This is a genomic window from Paenibacillus sp. ACRRY (assembly GCF_022346995.1).
In the GTDB taxonomy this organism is placed as follows: domain Bacteria; phylum Bacillota; class Bacilli; order Paenibacillales; family Paenibacillaceae; genus Paenibacillus.
Map to the genome: position 1 here is coordinate 548,765 of NZ_JAKRNM010000002.1, position 24,315 is coordinate 573,079.

Below are 24,315 nucleotides of genomic sequence, written 5' to 3' on the forward strand. Positions count from 1 at the left end.
TAGGGTGAACATAGATGAGTGGTGAAATTTACGAACATTTTAGCCATGATGAGCGTGACTTCGTGGATAAAGCCTCGGATTGGGTGGAACGTGCAGGCAAGCTCCATGATATGAAGCTAACGGACTTTCTTGACCCAAGACAGGCTTTTATATTGCAAACGCTTGTCAATCGTCGCAATGACGTCCAGATTCGTCTGGACGGAGGCTACGAGGCAGCTGAACGCAAACGTGCGCTGATTGCACCAGATTATCGGTATCTCGATGATGAGGATATAGGTATGCAGGTGCTTAGCATCACGTCAGATGATCAGAAAATTACAGAGCTGGAGCATGGGGACTACATGGGAGCCTTGCTCGGGCTTGGACTGAAACGCGGCAAGATCGGAGATATCCAAGTGCTGGATGACGGATGCCACACCGTGGTGGCAGCGGAGACCGGCGCTTTTTTATCGCTTCAATTGAACCAGGTTCATCGGGTTCATGTGTTTACAGAGCTGCTTCCTCTGCATCAGATGAAGTGGTCAGAGAGCAAACTGGAGACGATGGATATCACTGTTGCATCCCTGCGTCTGGACGGAATTTGTGCGGATGTGTACCGACTGAGTCGCAGTAAAGTTCTAGTTCCCATCAAAGCGGGTCGATGCCGGGTAAATTGGAAAGTCGAGGAAGATCCGTCCAAAGCTCTGAAAGCCGGGGACGTGGTTTCCATTCAAGGTTTTGGCCGTTTCAAGGTACTGGAACAGGATGGGATGACCAAAAAGGGACGTTGTCGTGTAAAAATCGGCAAATTTGCTTAGCGGCATTGCAGGAAAACCCGTTTTCTTGTCGAAATGTTTAAGATAAAGGTGTAAAAAACATTCGCTGTTTCCGATATACATTGAAGTGCATAGTCGATATAACCGTATTGGAATCAGAACGTCGATTCTGCAAGTGCAAGTCGTTCAAGTTGCTATATGACATCTTGCATACGACCCTTTGGGTGATACCCATGTGCTGCAAACCTTCTCGGGACGGGAAGGAACTTTAACAGGAGGTGGACAGCATGCCATTAACGCCGCTGGACATACATAACAAGGAATTCTCCCGACGCTTGCGCGGGTATGACGAGGATGAAGTCAATGAATTCCTGGATCAAGTCATCAAAGATTACGAAGGCGTCATTCGCGAGAACAAAGAGCTGAGCAATCAGTTGCTGTCCGTTCAGGAGAAACTGGATCATTTTGCCACAATTGAAGAGACGCTCAGCAAAACGATTATCATAGCGCAGGAAGCAGCCGACGATGTGAAGAACAATGCGAAGAAGGAAGCACAGCTCATTGTGAAGGAAGCAGAGAAAAATGCTGACCGGATCGTGAACGAGTCTTTGGCGAAATCCCGCAAGATTGCTTTGGAAGTGGAAGAACTGAAAAAGCAGGCTTCGATCTACCGAGCCCGTTTCCGTACGCTTGTTGAAGCTCAGCTCGAACTGTTGTCTCAGGATGGATGGGAAGCACTGGAGAGTCGCGAACAGGAAGTGCGTGACCGTGAACGGGAAATGAAGGAAATTTATTAGTCTGCCTGCCCGGTTGACTTTTGGCTCCAAAGAGGCTATAACTATATTCATAATGAATAATGATTCCATGACGGGTTCAAGTACGTTATGATCTCATCCCTCAGAGAGTTGGCGTTTGGTGCAAGCCAATGGATGAGTTATAGCCGAATATCTCCCCGGAGAAGTGACGCTGAAGCGGCAATGAATGGCCGTGCGTAAGCGAAACCGTAAGCCGAACGTTATATCGGCACCCTGCTGTAGTGAAGCGGGGCACAAGTGCTGTTAATGACAAAGCATACCCATGTGATTGGATATGGTTTGTGATGAACAGAATTAGGGTGGTAACGCGAGCACAACCTCGTCCCTTTCCAGGGATGGGGTTTTTTTGTGTCCAAAAATGTGGATTGTGGACGGTCCACAATCCAATTATTGAAAGGAAGATCATGATGCAAAGAGTGGATGTCAAAGAGAAAGCACGCGCTAGAGAACTACGCATGCTAAACAAGTGGAAAACGGAAAATACATTTAAGAAATCAATCGAGAACCGTGAAGGTAAACCGAATTTCGTGTTTTACGAAGGACCGCCGACTGCAAACGGCAAGCCGCATATCGGTCACGTGCTGGGTCGCGTTATTAAGGACTTTGTAGGACGTTACAATACGATGAAAGGTTACCGTGTGGTTCGTAAAGCTGGCTGGGATACACATGGATTGCCTGTTGAGCTTGGAGTACAGAAGAAACTCGGCATTTCCCATAAGTGGGAGATCGAAGATTATGGCGTGGAAAAATTCATCAACGAATGTAAAGCAAGCGTATTTGAATATGAGCAGCAATGGCGTGATCTGACAGAAGGTATTGCTTACTGGACGGATATGGATAACCCGTACATCACGTTGGACAATAACTACATTGAGAGTGTATGGAATATCCTTGCTACAATTCATGAAAAAGGACTTCTCTACCGCGGACATCGTGTGAGTCCGTACTGTCCATCTTGTCAGACTACCCTGAGTTCCCATGAAGTTGCCCAAGGGTACAAGGATGTCAAAGACCTTAGTGCCACAGCCAAATTTAAGCTGGATGACAGCGGTGAATTTGTGCTTGCCTGGACGACTACGCCTTGGACACTGCCTTCACACGTTGCACTCGCAGTTAATCCAGACATGGATTATTCCCGTGTACGTCAAGGTGAAGAAGTGTACATCATGGCAACCAATCTCGTGGAAAAAGTCATGAAGGACTCGAAAGGCGAGTATGAAGTCATCGGTTCACTGAAAGGCTCTGATTTAGTTGGTAAAACGTATGATCCTCCATTCAACTACGTGCAGGCTGAAAAAACAAACGTCATTCTTGGTGCGAGCTTCGTAACGGATGCAAGTGGTACAGGGATTGTACACATGGCACCGGCACATGGTGAGGACGATTACCGCGTATGTCGCGAGAATGGCATCAGTTTTGTCAACATGGTAGACCTTGAAGGTAAATTTGTGGCAGAGGTTACGGATTTCGCGGGACGTTTCGTTAAGGATTGCGATATTGATATCGTGAGAAGTCTGTCCGAGAAAGGCCGCCTGTTCAGCAAAGAGAAATATGAGCACAGCTACCCATTCTGCTGGCGTTGTGATACACCGCTTCTCTACTATGCAATGGACAGTTGGTTTATCCAAACCACAGCGATCAAGGATCAACTGATTGCAAACAACAGTGAAGTGGAATGGTACCCAGGCCACGTTCGTGAAGGACGTTTCGGAAAATTTCTGGAGGATCTGGTGGATTGGAATATCAGCCGTGATCGCTACTGGGGAACACCGCTGAACATCTGGGTATGTGAGGAGACTGGCGAACAGTTCGCCCCGCACAGCATCGCTGAACTACGTGCACGTGCCGTTGGAGATGTACCAGAGAACCTGGAACTGCACAAACCATATGTAGACGAAGTCAAAGTACTCAGCTCCTGTGGTAAATATGAAATGAAACGTACTCCGGAAGTGATTGATGTCTGGTTTGACAGTGGTTCCATGCCATTTGCCCAGCAGCACTATCCGTTTGAAAACAAAGAAACGTTTGAACAGCAATACCCTGCGGATATGATCTGCGAAGGGATTGACCAAACACGTGGCTGGTTCTACAGCTTGCTGGCTGTATCTACTCTTTTGACAGGCAAAGCACCTTACAAAGCGGTTATGGCAACAGGCCACGTATTGGATGAGAACGGACAGAAGATGTCCAAATCCAAAGGCAATGTTATTGATCCATGGGAAGTCATTGAAGAATATGGTACAGATGCGTTCCGTTGGGCCCTGTTGTCTGACAGTGCACCGTGGAACAGCAAACGGTTCTCCAAAGGCATTGTGGGCGAAGCTAAATCCAAAATGGTGGATACATTGGTTAACACGCATGCATTCCTGACGTTGTATGCGACCATTGATGGTTTTGATCCACAGGAACATCCGTTTAAGCCTTCAGCGCATAAGCTGGATCGCTGGATCCTGTCAAGACTGAACAGTCTGATCATCGTTGTGGAAAAGGCGCTGTCCGTCAATGATTATCTGAATTCATCCAAAGCGATTGAAGCCTTTGTTGATGAGCTGAGCAACTGGTACATCCGTCGTTCCCGTGACCGTTTCTGGGGCAGTGGATTGACCGAGGATAAACTGGATGCATATCGCACCCTTACAGAGGTGCTTGTGACCACAGCCAAGCTGGTTGCGCCATTTACACCGATGCTTGCGGAGGATATCTATCTGAACTTGACTACAGGTGAAAGTGTTCATATGGAAGATTACCCGGTAGCAAATGAAGCGTTGATCGATCTGGATCTGGAACAAGATATGGAGACAGCTCGCCGAGTGGTCGAACTCGCTCGTAACGTGCGTAACGAAACAGGTATCAAGAATCGTCAGCCGTTGTCCGAGTTAATTGTATCGCTCGATAAAGGATTTGATCTGGCGAGCTATGAAGAGATCATCAAGGATGAGATCAATGTCAAAGGTATCCGTACCGAGCATAACGATGCCGAATTCGTTGATTTCACATTGAAACTGAATCTGAAAGTAGCGGGGAAAAAATACGGCAAGAACGTAGGTTTCCTGCAGAACTTCTTCAAGGGCATGTCAGCAGATGAGACACGCAAAGTGGTGACGGAAGGTATGCTGAATGTGGTTTCTCCGGAAGGAGAAGAACTGCAAGTGACAAGTGAAGAGCTGCTGGTGGAGAAACAAGCCAAATCCGGTTTTGCTTCGGCATCAGGTTACGGTCTGACAGTAGCGCTCAACACCGAAATCACAACAGCTTTGGAACAGGAAGGTTGGGTACGAGAAGTTGTACGTTCCGTACAAGACACACGTAAGAAATTGGACCTGCCGATTGAGAAGAGAGTACGCCTGACACTGGATGTTGATCCTGAGCTCCAGGCTGCAATTGAGGCATTTGATGAAGTTCTGCGTGAGAATGTACTCGTTACTGAAGTCACATTTGGTACCCATGAAGCTATGGAACGCATTGAAGCTAGCGGTAAAGCAATGGGCGTTTATATCGAGGTGTAACCCATTCCTTTTCGATACAGATGAATTGATTGAACTCAAGTTACAAATGGATCCTAAATGAAGTAGAGTATCTCTATTCCATTTAGGAAAGGATATAGAGTATAGACAAACGAGCCTTAGACTCAGGGAATAATCCCTGCATCTTGGCTCGTTTGGTTTTTATGCAAATGGGCAATGATTTCTATTGTGCAGTTACTCTATGGAAACCAAAGGAACTGAGCGAATTCATGAATGAAGACAAGCAGCCATCGTCCGCTTCACAATCTAACCCCCAACGTAGCGATAATGACAAAATTGAGGAACTCCATACTCTGACTAATCGGCTCGCTAACGAGCTTGAACGTTCACGTATCGCACAGTATACGGAATTGCTGAATCGCCCGTGGAAATTGATCGGGCTGAACCTGTTATCAGGCGCAGCGCGAGGAGTGGGAATTGCCATCGGTTTTACATTTTTTGCGGCAACCATCATTTATGTGTTGCAGGTGCTGGGAGCCCTCAATCTGCCGATCGTAGGAGATTATATCGCAGATATCGTCCGTATCGTACAGCGTCAGCTTGAATTGAACACATATTAGAGGCGCAGCATGTTTAGTACATGTCATATGGATCCGAATCGTTGTCAATTTCGAGCAAGCCTTCACCTTCACGATTCTCCAAATACTGCCGGTACTGTCTGTTGCGAACGATGGATACATCATGACCGTAAATATCGGTTGCTACGAAGCTCTCGTAGGCTTCGACGCAGCCTTCAACCTCATCTGTAGCTTCAATGGCCATCACATCGTAACTGTCAATATCGCGGCCTTCAGCCATGGCTGGTGTGTTCGACGTGCCCCAACTTTCAACGATCTGCCACGCATCTTCACCATCGAAGCCGTTCTGATCATCGCGCTCATCGAGGCTCGTGCGTCCAAAGGCCGGAGCGAGAAACTCTTCTTCAACTGGACGGTTATCAGATACAACGGTTTCAGGCTGATGTTTTTTGCAATACTTGGTGTAAGGAACGGCTTGCATACGCTCATAAGGAATGGGCTGCTGACAAACTGCACAAGTTCCGTAATGGCCTTCTTCGATGGAATGTAGGGCAGAGTCGATACGCTCCAATTGGAATTCATCATGCTCCAAAAGGGAAATATCTTTCTCCCGGTCATACATTTCGGTAGCCACATCACCGGGATGGTTATCGATAGGAGATAATTCACCCGTTTGAAATCTCATGGACCCACTGAGGCCGTAATGGTCATTTTGCTCAAGCCGATGTTCAATACCACTTTTTTCAGCCAGCAATTGGGAACGCAAGGATTGGATTTGTTCTGAAGTAAGTTGTGACATCGTTTTCCCCTTTCTGTCCGTCTGGAATCCGAATTTGGTCTCTGGTCTAGGATGTGCCAATCAGCCCTTGATTACAGAAGGGAAATGTTATCGAATTTGCCATTAAGAAAGGGAAAATGCCTGTCGTGGACGACTTCCAAACAGCTGTGCTACAATGAACAAGTCTGGCGTATAGCCTGGTATGGTTTGGAAAAGACAAGAACGGAGTGACGAACAAACGTGGTGTATTATATCCTCGCTTTTATCGTATTTTTGGTGGATCAGGGAACAAAGTATTTAATTGCGACCCAAATGGAGCTTCGGGAAGAAATTCCGGTTATAGGCAATTTCTTTGTTATCACTTCACATCGTAACTCGGGCGCAGCTTTCGGTATTTTGCAGGACCAACGCTGGTTCTTTATCGTCGTTACGGTGATCGTGGTAATTGCTTTGATTTGGTACTTGCAAAAAGTGAAAAACTCCCCGCATAAATTGCTGCCAGTAGCACTTAGTCTGGTGCTTGGTGGGGCCATCGGGAATTTCCTGGATCGCGCTTTGACGGGTGAAGTCGTGGATTTTGTCCAGCTTAATTTTGGCAGTTACACGTTTCCGATTTTCAATATCGCCGATTCAGCTATCTGTATCGGGGTTGCACTGATTATTGTGGAGACGTTTCTTGAGGGGCGGCGCGAGAAGGCAGCCGCGAAGATTGAAGGGAATGAACATCATGAGTAAAATGCACAATGAAGAACAAACTACTGGGGATACGTCTGTACAAGACGATGACCTGATGACCAATGAACGATTGGAATGGACTGTTTCTGCTGAACATAAGAAGGAACGCGTTGACAAATATATTACTGAAGCAATGGATGATGTCTCCCGCTCTCAGGTCCAGCTATGGATCGGAGACGGTCTGGTTACCGTAAACGGAGCTGGTGTAAAGGCTAATGCCAAATTGGCTGAGGGTGATCTGATTGAACTTCAGATTCCTGAACCGACGGCTGTAGAGATCATTGCCGAAGATATTCCGCTTGAAGTGGTATATGAGGACAGCGATGTCATCGTCATTAACAAACCACGTGGTCTTGTAGTGCATCCGGCACCGGGACATACATCAGGTACACTTGTTAATGCACTCATGTATCACTGTAAAGATCTTTCGGGCATTAATGGAGAACTGCGTCCTGGAATCGTGCACCGGATCGACAAGGATACTTCAGGCTTGCTGATGGCTGCCAAAAACGACCGTGCTCACGCCTCACTGGCTGCTCAGTTGAAGGATCACAGTGTAAACCGCCGGTATATCGCACTTGTTCATGGTCATTTGAGTCATGATCAGGGAACGATCGATGCGCCTATTGGGCGCGATACGAATGATCGTAAAATGTACACCGTGACTGAACGTAACAGCAAACATGCTGTAACACATTTCAATGTTACGGAGAGAATTAACGATTATACACTGCTTGAACTGAAACTGGAGACAGGTCGAACGCATCAGATACGTGTGCATATGAAGTTTATTGGTCACCCGCTTGTGGGAGATCCAATCTATGGACGTAACAAGGGGATTAAAATGAACGGACAGGCATTGCATGCCGCTGTTCTTGGTTTTGTTCATCCGGCAACAGGCGAGTACATGGAATTCTCAGCTCCGCTTCCACAAGACATGGAAGATGTCCTAGCTTCACTGCGCAGCCGCTGACCACTCGGGAAAGTACAAATGTTCGGATACTTTGTCCATGGCTAAACATGGGCAAATGCTTCATATTAGATTGTAGAAATTTGCGTCAAATGAGGAGATGAACATGAGTATGAGTATCGATAAATACCAAGAAACATACATTCAAACCAATTTTGCCGACCGTATTGGCGGCTCCAACTATGGTAAAGACACCAACATCTATAAATTCGAGAAAATCAAACGTGCCAAAGCTTCGGCAAAGAAAGATTTCCCCAATGTTGAACTGATCGACCTTGGCGTAGGTGAACCGGATGAGATGGCCGATGCAGGCATCGTAGCTGCACTCGCGCAAGAAGCTTCCAAACCGGAGAACCGTGGTTATGCTGATAACGGGATCCCTGAATTCAAGGAAGCAGCAGCCGCTTACCTGAAAAATGTATTCAATGTTGAAGGCATTGATCCGGCAACAGAAATTGTGCACTCCATTGGGTCCAAGCCAGCTCTGGCAATGATGCCTTCCTGCTTCATTAATCCAGGTGATGTAACGATCATGACGGTTCCTGGTTATCCGGTTATGGGTACTCACACCAAATATCTGGGCGGAGAAGTCTACAACATTCAGCTGACGAAGGAAAACAACTTCCTGCCTGATTTGACAACCATCCCTGAGGATATTGCAAAACGTGCAAAATTGCTGTATTTGAACTATCCAAACAACCCGACAGGTGCTGGCGCTACGGTTGAATTCTTCACGAAAGTGATTGAATGGGCGAAAAAGTACAGCGTTGTTGTTGTACATGATGCTCCATATGCTGCACTGACTTATGACGGTAATAAACCATTCAGCTTCCTGTCCGTACCTGGAGCGAAGGATGTAGGCGTTGAGCTGCACTCCTTGTCCAAGTCTTACAACATGACAGGATGGAGAATTGGCTTTGTTGCAGGGAATCCGCTCGTGGTTAAAGCTTTCAGTGATGTGAAGGACAACAACGATTCGGGTCAATTCATCGCAATTCAGAAGGCTGCTGCCTATGGTCTGAACCATCCGGAAATTACGGAGAAAATCGCAGAGAAATATTCCCGTCGTCATGACCTGCTGGTTGCTGCGCTGAATGAACTGGGCTTCCAGGCTGAGAAACCGAAAGGTTCCTTCTTCCTGTATGTTGAAGCTCCAAAAGGTGTAGTAGGTGGACGTCGTTTCGAGTCCGGGGAAGACTTCTCCCAATTCCTGATTCGTGAAAAATTGATTTCCTCTGTACCTTGGGATGATGCCGGTAACTTTGTTCGTTTCTCAGTTACCTTTGAAGCCAAAGGGGAAGAGGAAGAGAAACGCGTTATCGCTGAAATCAAACGTCGTCTGAGTGACGTGCAATTCGAATTCTAATGGAATTCACCAATACAGGTGAATGAAATAAATCGAGAGACCGGAGACGGTCTCTTTTTTTATGTCCGTATTTTTATAATGAATTCCGTTTTATCCCTTTACAAAATTAACCAACCAACTTATGATTAGGTCTTTACGTTATTTTTATAGACAGAAGTAGGTTTGGAAGGGAGTTATGGAAATTGTTGTCTTCAAGAACGAATACGGTGTCCTCACATACAGTAGGAACGGGCAATACCCTTTCAGGGTTGTTCAAGCTGCTGAGACCGAAGCAGTGGACCAAAAATTTGCTGTTATTTGCTGCGCTATTGTTTTCCTTTGAGGAAATACGCACGGAAACCATTTTATCAACATTGCTTGGTTTTATTTTGTTTAGCCTTGTTGCAGGCTGTGTTTATATTTTAAATGATTACGTGGATCGGGAGAGGGATCGACAGCATCCGGTGAAGCAGTTCCGGCCGATTGCCTCTGGACAGGTTCAGCCTGGCCATGCCCTGCTGTTTGGCATTTTCCTGTTGATTCTTTCTGTAGGAATTGCTTTTGTGATGAACCCACTTTTTGGTGGACTATGCATTGTTTATTTCCTGTTGAACGTATCTTACTCTTTTGTGCTTAAACATCTCGTTATTGTGGACATGATGACCATCGCAGCAGGATTCGTTCTTCGTGCCATAGCGGGCGGTGTATTGATTCATGTACCTTTTACACCCTGGTTCCTGATCTGCACTATGCTGCTATCCTTATTTCTGGCGATTGGCAAACGGAGAAATGAGCTTACTCTGCTTGAGGGAAATACCGGTTCACATCGTAAGGTTCTGGATAACTACTCCGTCACATTGCTGGATCAGTTTAATACCATCGTGACGACAGCAACAATTATTAGCTATTCGTTGTTCACCTTCACCTCTGACCGTACAGTTCACCTGATGTGGACTATTCCGCTGGTGATCTACGGCATGTTCCGATATCTGTATCTTATTCATATGAAGAACCAGGGAGGGTCACCGGATCGTGTTTTGTTTGAGGACAAGCCCATTTTGGTTACCGTAATTCTGTACGTGGTTAGTGTTGTTGCCATCTTTGCGATTTTTGAATGAAGAATATATGGATTAAAAAGTTTGAGGGGGATCAGGGTGAGAAGCAGTAAAATTGCCATTTTTGATATTGATAAAACGATTATACGCCGGGATTCGATGTTTCAGTTTGTCCATTACGGCGTTCGCCGTTACCCTGGGCAGGTATGGAGGCTTCCGCTTATTGCCTTTCATACCGCGATGTTCAAGGCGGGCCTAATGAGTGTGGAACAAGTCAAGCGTTCGTACTTTAAGAGTATTGAGCGCATGACCGAACAGGATCTGGAGCATTTTTTTGATACCCGATTGCGTACCGCCGTTTTTGCAGAGGCCAGTGTGGAAATGCAGCATCGCAAGGAAGCTGGTTATCATGTGTTGCTGGTGACTGCGTCTCCGCATGCTTATATGAAATATTTTAATAACTTCCCTTGGGTAGATCATGTCATTGGAACTGAACTCGTGCGACATCAGAATGGGTATACCTGTACGATCGAGGGCGTCAATTGCAAAGGAGAAGAGAAGGTACGTCGGATACAAGCTTACCTGCGTGAGAAAAACATGGTTATTGATTACGAACAGTCCTGCTCATACTCTGATTCTCTGTCCGATCTGCCGGTGATGCAGCTTGTGGCACAGCGCTATTTTATTAACAGAAGGGTTCCGGATATGGAGGCATTATCGTGGGGGAAATGAAGGGACGTCATACGGGCAAGGGGTTAATGCTTGTTTCCGCTTTTCTCACGGCCACTGGACAGTTGTTCTGGAAATGGGGGCTGACCGAGTGGATCTATTTGGGCATTGGATTTGTGTGTTATGGACTGGGAGCCATCTTGATGATTAAGGCCTTTGCTCTTGAAAAGCTGTCTGTGGCTTATCCGTTGATGTGTGCAAGCTATGTTTTTGCGCTCATTTACGGTCACTTTCTGCTGGGAGAAGATCTCACGATACAAAAGCTTGCAGCCGTTGTGCTGCTCGGAATCGGGGTGACATTAACCAGTGTTGACCGATAGCTGGATGGTGGTTGTGCTGATTGTAATGACATTGTGCGGTGCTATGGGTGGTGCTGGTTTGAAAGCCTATGCGACAAGTCGCAAAAAGCTGCATTTCCTCATGGGCCTCGGTTTTTATGGTATGGGTGCACTTCTGAACATTGTGCTGCTGAAGTTCCTTCCCTTAACGGTGGTCTTGCCTGCCAATGCGCTGACGTATGTCTGGACACTTTTTATTGCCAAGTTTGCATTCAAGGAGAAGGTGGGACCGCTTCGCTGGCTGGGTGTGGTTTGTATTATGGGTGGTTTGTGTTTCTTGGTTTGGTAAAATGGAGAAGTGCACAGAGAATTTTGAAAAATGACATATTGGATGTGAATGCATGAAATTTCTGGACTACATATGGTATGATCGTAAAACAAATTGGACGGCACTATGCCTGTTCGCGGGATTCACCCTTTTTTATGCTCTAATGAACGCACCTTATGTTCTCTACATTGCGGATCAGTCGCATGTTCTTGGAGCGCATACACCATTTAACACGCAACAATTTCCACTGAATATATTTAATTTTGATCCGTCCATGTACTATGGGGCGAACAGTTCTTCGGTTATTCATCCGTTAATATCATTTCTTGTCGTCACGCTTGGTGCAGTATCGCAATTGCTGGGAGGGAACTGGTTCTTCCTCATTCTGCAATCCCTGATCAACGCCGGATCCGTAGTGCTGGTTTTTATTTTTCTTAGTCAAAAAGATAGACAAATCGCAACACCACTGCTCTTCGCGGTGGTATTTGGATTGAGTTCATACCTGATGTTCACGGCTTTGATTCCGGATTCCTATCCGTATGTGCAGTTCTTTATCCTATGGTCCGTTCTTTATATGAAATATTCACGTGAACGGGATGACGTGCGCTATGTGCCAAATGCCCTAGTTGCTACGATCAATTTTGGACTGACCTCAACGAACATTGTTCCATTGGCTGCTGCTATGTTTTTCAATTGGCGTACCTGGCGCAAGGCTTCCACATGGAAAAAGTACATTGGAATCATGGCACTGGCAGTTGCTTTCATAATTGTATTAACAGGCATTCAGTATGTCGCTTTCGGGGGGAGAAGTTGGGTTAGCAATTGGTTGCTCGGAATTCAGAACGGAGGGACGAGCTATGCTACACCTTTCCAGTTTGCGGCTCATTGGAAGGCACTGATTCTGCTGACGATTAATCCAATGCTCTCTCCCAAAGTTCATTTGCTGGATCCGGGGCTGGTCGCTTTTGTAACGGATCTGTCACGCTCCAATCCGATTCATGTTCAGCTTGTCGGCATCTTGATATTGCTGCTGGCGCTGATCGGGTTCATCAAGGGGATCCGTGAACGGGAAGTGTGGACTCTTGCACCTTATATTTTGTTTGCATTTCTGCTGCATATCGTAGTTGGTTTCGGACTGGCTGTGTTCCAATACGATATGTACCTGTATGCTGGTCACTATCTGTTTGCCTTTTTCCTGCTGGGTGGAAGGTGGGTAGTTGGTCTTCGTCCAGGGATCGGCAAAAAAATAATGCTCGGTTTACTCTTCATTAGTGTACTGGTGATGGCAGCAAATAATATCTACCGTCATGTAGAAACACTGACCACGATCAAACAGTCATACGAACAATTGCAGCAGGCTCAGACTGCGAATTGATGTAAATAGTAAAAGAGAGACAAGTCATATGGATATGATATCCACTCGGCTTGTCTCTCTTTCTTTGAATTTAATCTGTAATTCAATGTGTGGCTCCTAAGTAACAACCCTCTGCAGCATCGTGCAGAGGGTTGTTTCATTGGTTCAGGCTATGATTTTGGTCTTCTTTGCATTCTCGGCTGAACGCTTGGTGAGACTGCTAAGCGGACGTTTCAGCACAAGTGCAAGGATAAGACTAAGAGCTATAAATATACATAGCCATAGAATATCCTTGAGAGCAGCCTGCCACAAAATGCCACCCACTGATTCACGAAGTAGGCTGATCGCGTACGTGAAGGGCATAAACGGGTTCAATGCCTGGAAGAAGGGAGAAGTCATGCTGATTGGGAATGTTCCTCCCGAGCTTGAGAACTGAAACACCATGAATATTATCGCAATTCCTTTTCCGATATTTCCAAATACGGACAATAGGGTGTATGTGATCGTGACGAACACGGCGCTGACCAACATGGCAAACAGGACAAACCATATTTTATCTGCAACATATGTTCCGAGGAACAGCATATCTCCCACCGTTACGCACACAGCCTGAAGCAACCCTATGGTCAGGAACGTACCCAAGCGTCCAAGGTACAATTGGTACCCTCGGAACTTACCGTCCGGATTTTCTGCCTCAGCCCGAAGCAGGGAAATCAGGAGCGTGGAGCCGACCCACAGGGACAGTACGCCGTAAAATGGCGACATGGCCGATCCGTAATTGGGAATCGGATACAATTGATTTTCCTTAATTTGAACGGGACTCGCAAGAAAGGCACTCTCTTCCTCAATATCCCCGCGCAGCAGTTTGGCAAGTTCGGCAAATTGATTATTGCCTTCCACCTCTCTGAGTTTATCCGCCGCCTTGCTAATTGCACTTTCCAGGGCCGGCAGGTCCTCTCGCACAAGTGTGGCAACGCGGTGCACACCTTTTTCAACCTCTGGTAACTGATGTTGTACAAAGTCAGAGGCTTTGCCAATCTGCTTCTCCGCCTGAGGCAGATCGTTTCGAACAAAATCGGCTGCTTCGTTCAGCTTGGCCCCGACTTTAGACAGGTCATTCTTAATTAAAGGTGCTACTGTGTTCAGTGCCTGAATAAAAGCTTCACTTTTGTTCTGGAGTGTCCGTGAGATTTCATGAATCTTATTCTGTATTTGGGGCAGGTCGCTTTGGATTTTTCTTAATTCCGTCTGTCCAAAAGAAATACCTTCCTTGGTAGCTGACAGGATGTCCGCAACATCCGGTATTCGGTCTCGTGCACCTTGTAAAGTATCTGCTGATGCCGAGAGAATAGATCTTAGTTTATCTGCTCCGGTAGTAAGAGCAGGCGCAATTTCAGCATTGTACGCTCCTACGATTCGGTTCAAACCGCTGTTGATTTCCTCTGATAACGTGCTCAGCTGAGCAATGATATCAGCTGGTGGAGTGGTATTGCGACGTAATGCATCGCTGATGATACCGGCAAGCTTCATTTGCAGCTGTAGCTTGTCCGATATGGTATTCAATCTGGCGATTTTATCGGCTAACGGATGGTTTGGAAGAAGATTGTCCATCTTGCCCAATAGATCGGCCATACTGTCAACTAATTTTACGGCAACTGCAAGCCGAGCGGCTATGCTGTCCAGTTCGTCCGCTGTTGGGAGTGCGCTAAGGTCCGTATTCTGAAGTCGTTCAAACAGATCTCCGCCAGCATTCGCGATCTGCTGCACCAGCAATAGATTTTGCCGGATAACCGGTCCGATCGTCTGAAATGCTTCTTCACTGGCATCCACAAAACGATTCATGCCTTCAGCGAGTTCTACTCCGTTTTCTGTAATGTCTGCAACAGTGACAAGTTCATCTTGAGCAGCGGTGACGATAGTTAGAGCCTTGTCCGTTTTGGTTAAAGCCGTATCAATGACACCGGATACTTCACCGAAATGTTCATCCACTTCTTGAATACGTTCGACTGCTTTTCGAATATCCGGAACTCGCTCCTGTATGGCTAGTACCTCGGCAGAGGCATTCATGATCTGTGGCCAGTATTGTTGAACCTTAAGTATATACTGTGCCGCTTCATTAATCTCCGGCAATCGTTTCTCGATTTCTACAATTTTTTGGGCTTCTTTTACGATTTCCGGCATCGCTTTTTCGACTTCCAACACTTTTTGTCCCGCAGACTGGATGGCAGGAAGGTTCTTTTCCAGTGTAAAGATTCCATTTTCCATTTTGCGCAGGGTAGGCAGCTGAGCATCGATCTCCACACCAGCTTCTTTTAATTTGGTTAATACTGCCTCGCTGACCGCTTCGGTAAAACTTTCGTTAATTTGCGTTGTAATAGAAGAGATACCTGATCCCGTGATTTTGGGAGCAATGGCATTGACTTTCTCATTCACGGTATAGACGACTTCGGGACGTTCCAGTTTTCCATCAACAATACCAGTGATTTTGGATGAAAAGTCACCTGGGATAAGCAGACTTGCATAATAATCACCAGTCTGCACACCACGGCTGGCCTCCGCCTGATCCACAAATGTCCAACCCAGCTTATTATTTTGCTTCAGGCTGGACACTAATTCGTCTCCTATATTAACCGTTGTTCCGGCGACGGTTGCTCCCTGATCTTCCGTTGTTACCGCGATTTTAATTCCTTGAGTGTTGCTGTATGGGTCCCAAACTGATTTGACGTTGACCCAATCATATACCCCGGGGAGCAAAATAATGGCTGCAATTAAGAATATGCCGGTTGGTACTTTTAAAATGTGAAGCCAGTCTGTTTTGTAAATCTGCCATATGTTACGCATGATGTCCTCCTAATTCAAATACAAATTACAGGTTTAATATCATTCCCATCTCAGGAAGATACAAATCTATATGTATATCGGTTCCTATGTATGGGAATGTGAACGGGCTCGGTTTAAAGTTGTTTTACCCCGTTCTTGGATGAATAATCGAACATTCCTGTAATTAAAGCTGCTATAAATAGAAGGATTATATTGGATCGATTCGCGTTTGCAAATACCTATGGATAAATATACAGAATTATTGTATAATTATGAGTAATGAATGAAATGTGATGTGCATGGATGTTTTTCAGCCAACCTGTTGATTCTAAGGGGAATACAGCAGGGGGAGTTCGCCTGCTAAGGTGAGGTGTTGACAGGGGGTTGTCTTTCTGTCATAATTCATGAAGATAAAAGGACATATTGATCATAGCGCCCTGTGAGGCACTTCAGTATGTTCGACATGAATAGCACCTTTAAATCAGTCCCGTGAGACTGGCAAGGTAACGTGAATGATACATCGTTTTTTGCTGCGGCAATATGACGGTGCATCCCGAGAGTAAACTTTCTTCAGAGCGGTCTGAAGTTCGGAGACTCCTTGCCAATAAATACGGCAAGGAGTCTTTTTTGTTCTCCTGTCACGGGGCCATGATCTGGAGGGAAATCCTGAGGAGGCTGAACGCATGAGCACAGAAACACATGTCATTATGGATGAAACGGCGATCCGCCGCGCATTAACACGGATTGCCCATGAGATTTTGGAAAAAAACAAAGGGATTGACGGTTGTGTGCTGGTCGGTATCCGTACGCGGGGCGTTTATCTCGCAGAACGGATCGCTGCGAAGATTGAAGAAATCGAAGGCGCCAAAGTCCCCTGGGGAGAACTGGATGTAACTCCTTACCGCGATGACCGCTTGGACGAGAACAAAGCGAATCGCAAGGAACTGTTGATAATGACACCTGAATCACTTTCGATTCATGACAAAAAAGTGATTTTGTTCGATGATGTGCTCTATACCGGACGTACCATTCGTGCAGCGATGGATGCCCTGATGGACTGTGGAAGACCGCAGAACATTCAGCTTGCAGTACTCGCGGATCGCGGACACCGGGAACTTCCGATTCGACCTGATTTTATCGGCAAAAACGTGCCGACTTCCAAATCAGAGGAGATTGAAGTAGCGCTGATGGAAACGGACGGACAGGACGAAGTCAAAATCATTCAGAACCGGGGGGAGCAAGCATGATGATTACACAGACAGCATTGAAAGACCGGAGCTTGCTCGGACTGAAAGAACTTAGTCGCAGTGAGATTGAAGCGATTCTTAACAGAGCAGCCCACTGGGAGGCTCAGAAGGATAAATTGGTACCTGTACTTGAATCACGCTTTGTTGCCAATATGTTCTTCGAGAACAGTACGCGTACTCGCTTCTCATTCGAAATGGCTGAGAAACGACTGGGTGCACAAGTACTGAACTTCACGGCAGCTGCTTCCAGTGTAGAGAAGGGCGAATCCATCTATGATACCGTACGAACACTTGAATCCATGGGAATTGATGCGGGAGTGATTCGGCTGAAGCCAGCAGGTGTTCTGCAGCAGCTGGCTCAGAAGGTGAATGTTCCACTGGTAAATGCGGGAGACGGAAATAACGAACATCCAACCCAGGCATTGCTGGATCTGTACACCATGCGAAAAGCATTCGGTGAACTGAAAGGTTTGCGTGTATCAATTATTGGAGACATCATGCATAGCCGGGTTGCGCGCTCGAACTTGTGGGCGCTGCAAAAGTTCGGAGCAGATGTACGATTCTGTGCTCCGCAAACGATGCAAGCACCGGAATTGGCAGAGCACGCTCCTTATGTAGGTCTGGAAGAAGCATTGAATGCAGATGTAGTCATGATGCTGCGGGTTCAGCTGGAACGCCATAAACATGGTCTTATTACCTCGGCTGAGGATTATCGCGAACACTACGGATTGACGGAAGAACGGGCGGCACGCCTGAATCCAAACACCATTATCATGCATCCTGCTCCTGTTAACCGGAACGTTGAAATTGACGACGCGGTTGTAGAGAGTACAGCATCGCGGATTTTCCCGCAGATGGCGAACGGTGTTCCGATTCGCATGGCGGTCATGGAACGCGCGTTAAAGCTGTAACAGGGTCTGGCTATGGGTCATAGGCTGACAGGGCGGATCTTCTTTAGGACGGTAAAGTATACGATAAATCCAGATCATTCGGATTCTCTGGGAATCCGGGTTAGAACCGAAGCGGAGGGCAATTATGCTACAGATTATTAAAAATGCGAATGTTTTGAATGCTCAAGGGGAACTCGAACGGAAAACGATCATTATAAATGAAGGCAAGATTCAAAAGATCGTCAGTGTGGAAGACGAAGCCGTCCTAAAAGCAGAGCAGTCTGCGCACAGCATTACGGATGCTTCAGGCAAATTGGTGATTCCAGGCTTGATCGACATGCACGTACATCTGCGTGAACCTGGTTTCGAACACAAAGAGACCATCGAGACAGGTGCCAGATCAGCGGCACAAGGTGGTTTTACAACAATCGCCTGCATGCCAAACACAAGACCCGTAACAGATAGTCCGGATGTAGTAAAGTTGGTTCTGAATAAAGCCAAGGAAGCTGATTTGGTAAAAGTTCTGCCGTATGCAGCCATTACCAAAAACGAGCTTGGTCGAGAGCTTACGGATTTTGCCGCTTTGAAGGAAGCAGGCGCCATCGGATTCACGGATGACGGCGTTGGCGTGCAGAACGCGCAAATGATGAAAGACGCGATGAGCCTCGCGGCAAGCATGGATATGCCAGTCATCGCTCACTGTGAAGACGACTCTCTGGTTGTAGGTGGATACGTGACTGAAGGAGAATTCTCCAAGCGCCATGGTATCAAAGGCATTCCGAATGAATCCGAAGCGATTCACGTTGGCCGTGATATTCTGCTTGCTGAAGCAACGGGTGTTCACTACCATGTCTGCCACGTAAGTACGGAGCAATCGGTTCGCCTGATTCGTCTGGCAAAATCGATCGGCATTAAGGTGACGGCTGAGGTATGTCCGCATCATCTGGTTCTGTCCGATGAGGACATACCGGGCATGGATGCCAACTGGAAAATGAACCCGCCACTTCGCTCACCGCGTGATGTGCAGGCTTGCATTGAAGGCTTGCTGGACGGAACGTTGGACATGATCGTAACGGATCATGCGCCGCATAGTGAAGAGGAGAAAGCCAAAGGCATGGAACTGGCACCATTCGGAATCGTTGGATTCGAAACCGCCTTCCCGCTGCTGTACACCAAGTTTGTGGAAACAGGACTTTGGAGTCTGGACTTCCTGGTTCAACGCATGACAGCCGATCCGGCACGGGTATTCCGACTGGATACAGGCAAGATGGAAGAGGGAGCCCCTGCGGATCTGACCATGATTGATTTGAATCAGGAACAGGCAGTTGACCCTGCAGCGTTTGCTACCAAAGGAAGAAACACACCATTTACGGGCTGGAAGCTGAAAGGCTGGCCGGTACAGACTTGGGTGGATGGCAAAAGCGTATGGAATAACACGGTACAACAGTAAATCGGTATATAAATGAATCATTAACTCTTTAATTCAATAAATCTTACAACGAACTCGAGGCCGATCATGTCGAGAGTGTAAACATACGAAACAAGCAAAGTTGATGTCATGCTTTTGAATTTGGAGACTAGCGTAACTGCGGAGTGGACCGAAAAGACCTGAAGAAACGAAGTGTTCGCCTTTATCCTCGGATTACCCCATTTGAAAATGGATCAAAAAGTAATCCGGGGGTAACAGCGATCGAAAGGTTTTCTGTCCGCGGAGCCGCACGAACGTAACTCCATGTTCAACTCAAAATGCATTCAACGTTGATAAACACAGAGGAGTGAAATGGGATGCAGGCACAGGCAAGATTATTGTTGGAAGACGGCACACTGTTCACCGGAAAAGCGTTCGGTGCTGAAGGTGAAACTACAGGTGAGGTCGTTTTTAATACGGGAATTACAGGCTACCAAGAGGTGCTTTCGGATCCTTCTTATTGCGGTCAAATCGTAACCATGACGTATCCGCTGATCGGTAACTACGGGATTTCGCGTGACGACTTCGAATCCATCCGTCCATTCGTGCACGGCTTCGTGGTTCGTCGTCATGAACCGGTACCGAGCAACTGGCGCGCAGAATACAGCGTGGACGATCTGCTCAAAGAGTACGGCATTGTAGGCATCAGCGAAATTGATACACGCATGTTGACTCGCCGGATTCGTCATCACGGCACAATGAAGGGTATTCTCACAACAGGATCGAAGCCTGTGGAAGAGCTGCTGGAGATGATGGGAGACACAAGCATCGCCGAGCTGCGCAACCAGGTTCCTCTGACGTCTACACAGCATGTGTACAACAGCCCGGGAACGGCAGAACGTATCGTTCTGGTGGACTATGGTGCGAAAACAGGAATTCTGCGTGAACTGAGCAAACGCAACTGTGACGTTGTTGTTGTGCCTCATGATGTTACAGCAGACGAGATTCGTCGTTTGAATCCGGATGGCATTCAGCTGTCTAACGGCCCTGGAGATCCGAAAGATGTGCCACATGCCGTGAAAATGATCAGTGAACTGCTTGGCGAGTATCCGATCTTTGGTATCTGCCTCGGTCATCAACTCTTTGCCCTGGCAGCAGGTGCGGATACGGAGAAACTTAAGTTCGGACACCGCGGTGGTAATCATCCGGTGAAAGAACTGGAGAGCGGACGCTGCTTCATCACATCCCAGAATCACGGTTACACGGTTAACGAAGAGTCAGTGAAGAACACTGGGTTGGAAGTTACACACATCAATAACAATGACAAGACCATTGAAGGTCTGAAACATAAAACATTCCCTGCGTTTTCGGTACAATATCACCCGGAAGCAGCGCCAGGTCCTTATGATAACAGCTATCTGTTCGACCGTTTTATTGAAATGATTCGTGAGCACAAAATCACTAACCCGCAAAAGCCGCGTCAAGCCGTATTGGCAGCCGCAGTGAAAGGAGCGCAATAACATGCCGATTAACAAAGATCTCAAAAAAATCCTGGTGATTGGTTCCGGTCCAATCGTCATCGGTCAAGCGGCCGAGTTCGATTATGCCGGCACACAGGCTTGCCAGGCACTGAAAGAAGAAGGCGTGGAAGTTGTACTCATTAACAGCAACCCGGCAACCATCATGACTGATACCAACATGGCTGACAAAGTGTACATCGAGCCGATTACACTCGATTTCGTCACTCAGATCATTCGTCAGGAACGCCCAGACGGATTGCTGCCTACGCTTGGCGGTCAAACTGGTTTGAACATGGCCGTGGAGCTGGCTCGTGCCGGTGTCCTGGAACGTGAAAACGTGAAATTGCTCGGAACACAGCTGACATCCATTGAGAAAGCGGAAGATCGTGACCTGTTCCGTGACCTGATGCGTGAATTGGAACAGCCTGTGCCTGAGAGTGTTATCGTAACAACACTTGAGGAATCCCTTGAGTTTGCAGGAGAAATTGGTTATCCCATCATCGTGCGCCCAGCCTACACACTTGGCGGAACAGGCGGCGGGATCTGTGCGAATGAAGAAGAGCTGCGCGAGACCGTCGCAGCAGGACTTCGTTACAGCCCGATTGGGCAATGTCTGGTCGAGAAGAGTATTGCAGGCATGAAAGAAGTCGAGTATGAAGTCATGCGAGACAAAAACGATAACTGTATCGTAGTCTGCAACATGGAAAACTTTGATCCGGTAGGCGTTCACACAGGTGATAGTATCGTGGTGGCACCAAGCCAGACGCTGTCTGACCGTGAATACCAAATGCTGCGTTCAGCATCCCTGAAAATCATTCGTGCCCTTAACATTGAAGGTGGATGTAACGTACAGTTCGCCCTGGATCCGCACAGCTTCCAGTACTATGTTATCGAAGTGAATCCACGGGTAAGCCGCTCCTCGGCACTGGCTTCCAAAGCGACCGGTTATCCGATTGCGAAAATGGCTGCCAAAATCGCCATGGGTTACACGCTTGATGAGATTGTCAACCCGGTAACAGGCCAAACTTATGCTTGCTTTGAGCCAACACTGGATTATATCGTGAGCAAAATCCCTCGCTGGCCGTTCGACAAGTTCACTTCCGCGAACCGGAAGCTGGGTACACAGATGAAAGCAACAGGCGAGGTTATGGCCATCGGCCGTACCTTCGAAGAGTCGATTCACAAAGCAGTCCGCTCGTTGGAGATCGGTGTGCACCGTCTGTACTTGAAAGAGGCAGAAGCGTTGGATGAAGCTACGCTGAACGAACGTCTGGTCAAAGCGGATGATGAGCGCATGTTCCTAGTAGCCGAAGCATTCCGCAGAGGCTATACATTACAACAACTGCAGGATCTGACGAAGATTGACTGGTGGTTCCTGGACAAAATCGAAGGTTTAGTCGGCTTCGAAGATCGTATCCGCGAGGAATCCGAGCTGTCATCCGAAACGCTGTATCAAGCGAAGCGTCTTGGATTCACGGACCGTGCGATTGCTGAACTGCGTGCACAAGGCCAACCTGGAAGCACGCTGACAACAGAAGCAGAGGTTAGAGCGCGTCGTGAGCAGGAAAACCTTCGTCCGGTATACAAAATGGTTGATACATGTGCAGCGGAGTTCGAAGCAACAACGCCATACTACTACTCGACGTACGAAACGGAGAATGAAGTTATCCCTTCGGATAAGAAAAAAGTCGTAGTGCTGGGTTCGGGACCAATCCGGATCGGTCAAGGGATCGAGTTCGACTACTCAACAGTACACGCAGTATGGGCCTTGCAAAAGGCAGGCTACGAAGCGGTTATTATTAACAATAACCCTGAAACGGTATCCACGGACTTCAATACATCCGATCGTCTGTACTTCGAGCCTCTGTTCTTCGAAGATGTCATGAACGTGATTGAGCAGGAGCAGCCGGTAGGGGTTATCGTTCAGTTCGGTGGTCAAACGGCGATCAACTTGGCAGCACCACTGCGTAATGCAGGTGTAACGATACTCGGAACGGATCTGGAGAGCATCGATGAGGCAGAAGATCGCAAGAAATTCGAACGCCTTCTGTCCCGTTTGGAAATTGCACAGCCGAAAGGCAAAACAGTAACATCCGTAGATGATGCAGTAGAGACGGCACAAAGTTTGGGTTACCCTGTGCTGGTTCGTCCTTCCTATGTACTTGGCGGTCGCGCCATGGAGATCGTATACTCCGATGCCGAATTGCTGACATATATGGAACAGGCGGTTAAAATCAATCCGGAACATCCGGTACTGATTGACCGTTACATGCTGGGTAAAGAAGTTGAGGTAGACGCCATCTGTGATGGTGAAACGGTACTGGTTCCAGGAATCATGGAACATATCGAACGCGCAGGGGTGCACTCCGGTGACTCCATCGCGGTATATCCGCCACAACACCTGTCCCAGGATTTGAAAGAAAAAATCATTGAGATCACAATCAAAATTGCAAAAGAACTCAAAACGATTGGTCTCGTCAACATCCAGTTCGTCATCCATGATGGCCAAGTGTATGTGATCGAGGTGAACCCGCGTTCATCCCGTACCGTACCATTCCTGAGCAAAGTAACCAACATTCCGATGGCGAACCTGGCAACACAAGCCATTCTGGGTGTGAAACTGAAAGATCTTGGTTATGTCGACGGGCTGTGGCCTGAGTCGGATCATGTATCTGTCAAAGTTCCGGTCTTCTCCTTCGCGAAGCTGCGTCGTGTTGAACCAACCCTGGGACCAGAGATGAAATCCACAGGTGAGGTTATGGGTCGTGACCCGAATTACGCTAAAGCGTTGTTCAAAGGTCTCATCGGTGCAGGAATGAAAATTCCCGCAACTGGAGCGATTGTAGTGACTGTAGCAGACAAAGACAAGGACGAAGCAGTTCCTTTGCTCGAAGGTTTCTACAGACTGGGTTACAAAATCATGGCTACCGGCGGAACAGCAGCTGCGCTTGAAGCAGCGAACATTCCGGTAACGACTGTGAACAAATTAAGTGAAGGTTCGCCGAACATTCTTGATATGATTCGCAGCGGCGAAGCGAACTTTGTCTTCAACACACTCACCAAAGGCAAAACACCGCAGCGTGACGGATTCCGAATTCGTCGTGAAGCGGTAGAGAACGGCATTGTATGTATGACTTCACTGGATACGATTCGTGCGCTGCTGATCATGCTGCAAACGATCAACTTCTCTTCGGAGGCAATGCCTGCCTTTGTAAAATAAATAGTTACTGATGAAGGACATCAGTC

The 24,315-nt window shown here is 47.2% G+C and carries 19 protein-coding genes and 1 other annotated feature; of the genes, 17 read left to right on the forward strand and 2 right to left on the reverse strand.

The features are described from left to right. The first annotated feature begins 14 nt into the window (after positions 1-14). The 4 genes from MH144_RS11640 to MH144_RS11655 all read left to right on the forward strand — a co-directional run bounded on the left by MH144_RS11640 (position 15) and on the right by MH144_RS11655 (position 5,654). Positions 15-797 (forward strand): YlmH family RNA-binding protein, encoded by a 783-nt coding sequence (locus MH144_RS11640; RefSeq protein WP_239299944.1) that lies wholly within the window; start codon positions 15-17, stop codon positions 795-797. A 245-nt stretch (positions 798-1,042) separates the two neighbouring features. After that, positions 1,043-1,552: a DivIVA domain-containing protein gene (locus tag MH144_RS11645; RefSeq protein WP_056696170.1), complete on the forward strand. Its 510-nt coding sequence runs from the start codon at positions 1,043-1,045 to the stop codon at positions 1,550-1,552. A 58-nt stretch (positions 1,553-1,610) separates the two neighbouring features. Next, positions 1,611-1,900, forward strand: a binding site (T-box leader). 77 nt (positions 1,901-1,977) lie between these two features. Further along, a complete protein-coding gene (gene ileS / locus MH144_RS11650) occupies positions 1,978-5,076 on the forward strand; it encodes an isoleucine--tRNA ligase (RefSeq protein ID WP_239299946.1) in 3,099 nt (1,032 codons plus the stop codon). 167 nt (positions 5,077-5,243) lie between these two features. Then, on the forward strand, positions 5,244-5,654 hold the full coding sequence (locus MH144_RS11655; RefSeq protein WP_481857354.1) for a DUF5665 domain-containing protein: 411 nt from the start codon (positions 5,244-5,246) through the stop codon (positions 5,652-5,654). Between the two features lie 13 nt (positions 5,655-5,667). On the opposite strand, the gene MH144_RS11660 is transcribed toward MH144_RS11655, so the two are convergent. After that, the gene (locus MH144_RS11660; protein ID WP_239299948.1) at positions 5,668-6,411 is read right to left on the reverse strand and encodes a TraR/DksA C4-type zinc finger protein; all 744 of its coding nucleotides are present in this window, start codon (positions 6,409-6,411) and stop codon (positions 5,668-5,670) included. A 219-nt stretch (positions 6,412-6,630) separates the two neighbouring features. On the opposite strand from MH144_RS11660, the gene lspA reads away from it, so the two are divergent. The 8 genes from lspA to MH144_RS11700 all read left to right on the forward strand — a co-directional run bounded on the left by lspA (position 6,631) and on the right by MH144_RS11700 (position 13,205). After that, positions 6,631-7,125 carry a signal peptidase II gene (lspA, locus tag MH144_RS11665; protein WP_095290000.1) on the forward strand — a complete coding sequence of 165 codons (495 nt, stop codon included), beginning with the start codon at positions 6,631-6,633 and terminating at the stop codon, positions 7,123-7,125. Positions 7,126-7,180: 55 nt separating this feature from the next. Beyond that, entirely contained in the window at positions 7,181-8,098 is a 918-nt protein-coding gene (locus MH144_RS11670; RefSeq protein ID WP_481857355.1) for an RluA family pseudouridine synthase, read from the forward strand. A gap of 109 nt (positions 8,099-8,207) precedes the next feature. Beyond that, positions 8,208-9,461, forward strand: coding sequence for an LL-diaminopimelate aminotransferase (locus MH144_RS11675; protein ID WP_110821237.1), 1,254 nt, complete (start codon positions 8,208-8,210; stop codon positions 9,459-9,461). A gap of 206 nt (positions 9,462-9,667) precedes the next feature. Next, positions 9,668-10,558, forward strand: a complete 891-nt coding sequence (locus MH144_RS11680; protein WP_239299952.1) for a decaprenyl-phosphate phosphoribosyltransferase — start codon at positions 9,668-9,670, stop codon at positions 10,556-10,558. 36 nt (positions 10,559-10,594) lie between these two features. Next, positions 10,595-11,227, forward strand: coding sequence for an HAD family hydrolase (locus MH144_RS11685; RefSeq protein ID WP_239299954.1), 633 nt, complete (start codon positions 10,595-10,597; stop codon positions 11,225-11,227). Next, positions 11,224-11,544, forward strand: coding sequence for an EamA family transporter (locus MH144_RS11690; RefSeq protein ID WP_239300628.1), 321 nt, complete (start codon positions 11,224-11,226; stop codon positions 11,542-11,544). The genes MH144_RS11685 and MH144_RS11690 overlap by 4 nt, the downstream gene beginning before the upstream one ends. Beyond that, complete coding sequence (locus MH144_RS11695) at positions 11,531-11,851, forward strand: EamA family transporter (RefSeq protein WP_239299956.1); 321 nt, start codon at positions 11,531-11,533, stop codon at positions 11,849-11,851. Before MH144_RS11690 ends, MH144_RS11695 begins: the two co-directional genes overlap by 14 nt. A 52-nt stretch (positions 11,852-11,903) precedes the next feature. Beyond that, positions 11,904-13,205: a DUF6080 domain-containing protein gene (locus MH144_RS11700; RefSeq protein WP_239299958.1), complete on the forward strand. Its 1,302-nt coding sequence runs from the start codon at positions 11,904-11,906 to the stop codon at positions 13,203-13,205. Positions 13,206-13,349: 144 nt separating this feature from the next. Here MH144_RS11700 and MH144_RS11705 read toward each other — a convergent pair whose 3' ends face one another. Next, a complete protein-coding gene (locus MH144_RS11705; protein WP_239299960.1) occupies positions 13,350-16,025 on the reverse strand; it encodes a YhgE/Pip domain-containing protein in 2,676 nt (891 codons plus the stop codon). A 662-nt stretch (positions 16,026-16,687) separates the two neighbouring features. Between MH144_RS11705 and pyrR the strand changes: the two genes are divergently transcribed. From pyrR to carB, 5 genes are all read left to right on the forward strand, one after another. Further along, positions 16,688-17,251 carry a bifunctional pyr operon transcriptional regulator/uracil phosphoribosyltransferase PyrR gene (pyrR, locus tag MH144_RS11710; protein WP_239299962.1) on the forward strand — a complete coding sequence of 188 codons (564 nt, stop codon included), beginning with the start codon at positions 16,688-16,690 and terminating at the stop codon, positions 17,249-17,251. Beyond that, positions 17,251-18,162 carry an aspartate carbamoyltransferase catalytic subunit gene (locus MH144_RS11715; RefSeq protein ID WP_481857356.1) on the forward strand — a complete coding sequence of 304 codons (912 nt, stop codon included), beginning with the start codon at positions 17,251-17,253 and terminating at the stop codon, positions 18,160-18,162. Before pyrR ends, MH144_RS11715 begins: the two co-directional genes overlap by 1 nt. A 124-nt stretch (positions 18,163-18,286) precedes the next feature. After that, positions 18,287-19,591 carry a dihydroorotase gene (locus tag MH144_RS11720; protein WP_239299966.1) on the forward strand — a complete coding sequence of 435 codons (1,305 nt, stop codon included), beginning with the start codon at positions 18,287-18,289 and terminating at the stop codon, positions 19,589-19,591. 335 nt (positions 19,592-19,926) lie between these two features. Then, positions 19,927-21,069 (forward strand): glutamine-hydrolyzing carbamoyl-phosphate synthase small subunit, encoded by a 1,143-nt coding sequence (gene carA, locus MH144_RS11725; protein ID WP_239299968.1) that lies wholly within the window; start codon positions 19,927-19,929, stop codon positions 21,067-21,069. Between the two features lies 1 nt (position 21,070). Beyond that, positions 21,071-24,289: a carbamoyl-phosphate synthase large subunit gene (gene carB / locus MH144_RS11730; RefSeq protein ID WP_239299970.1), complete on the forward strand. Its 3,219-nt coding sequence runs from the start codon at positions 21,071-21,073 to the stop codon at positions 24,287-24,289. Positions 24,290-24,315: the final 26 nt, after the last annotated feature.

Excerpts from the sequence above, each read along its gene's own strand:
- MH144_RS11640 (WP_239299944.1), top strand. The coding sequence starts at position 15 with ATGAGTGGTGAAATTTACGAACATTTTAGCCATGATGAGCGTGACTTC.
- MH144_RS11645 (WP_056696170.1), top strand. The coding sequence starts at position 1,043 with ATGCCATTAACGCCGCTGGACATACATAACAAGGAATTCTCCCGACGC.
- ileS (WP_239299946.1), top strand. The coding sequence starts at position 1,978 with ATGCAAAGAGTGGATGTCAAAGAGAAAGCACGCGCTAGAGAACTACGC.
- MH144_RS11655 (WP_481857354.1), top strand. The coding sequence starts at position 5,244 with ATGGGCAATGATTTCTATTGTGCAGTTACTCTATGGAAACCAAAGGAA.
- MH144_RS11660 (WP_239299948.1), bottom strand. The coding sequence starts at position 6,411 with ATGTCACAACTTACTTCAGAACAAATCCAATCCTTGCGTTCCCAATTG.
- MH144_RS11670 (WP_481857355.1), top strand. The coding sequence starts at position 7,181 with ATGACCAATGAACGATTGGAATGGACTGTTTCTGCTGAACATAAGAAG.
- MH144_RS11675 (WP_110821237.1), top strand. The coding sequence starts at position 8,208 with ATGAGTATCGATAAATACCAAGAAACATACATTCAAACCAATTTTGCC.
- MH144_RS11690 (WP_239300628.1), top strand. The coding sequence starts at position 11,224 with ATGAAGGGACGTCATACGGGCAAGGGGTTAATGCTTGTTTCCGCTTTT.
- MH144_RS11700 (WP_239299958.1), top strand. The coding sequence starts at position 11,904 with ATGAAATTTCTGGACTACATATGGTATGATCGTAAAACAAATTGGACG.
- MH144_RS11705 (WP_239299960.1), bottom strand. The coding sequence starts at position 16,025 with ATGCGTAACATATGGCAGATTTACAAAACAGACTGGCTTCACATTTTA.
- pyrR (WP_239299962.1), top strand. The coding sequence starts at position 16,688 with ATGAGCACAGAAACACATGTCATTATGGATGAAACGGCGATCCGCCGC.
- MH144_RS11715 (WP_481857356.1), top strand. The coding sequence starts at position 17,251 with ATGATTACACAGACAGCATTGAAAGACCGGAGCTTGCTCGGACTGAAA.
- MH144_RS11720 (WP_239299966.1), top strand. The coding sequence starts at position 18,287 with ATGCTACAGATTATTAAAAATGCGAATGTTTTGAATGCTCAAGGGGAA.
- carA (WP_239299968.1), top strand. The coding sequence starts at position 19,927 with ATGCAGGCACAGGCAAGATTATTGTTGGAAGACGGCACACTGTTCACC.
- carB (WP_239299970.1), top strand. The coding sequence starts at position 21,071 with ATGCCGATTAACAAAGATCTCAAAAAAATCCTGGTGATTGGTTCCGGT.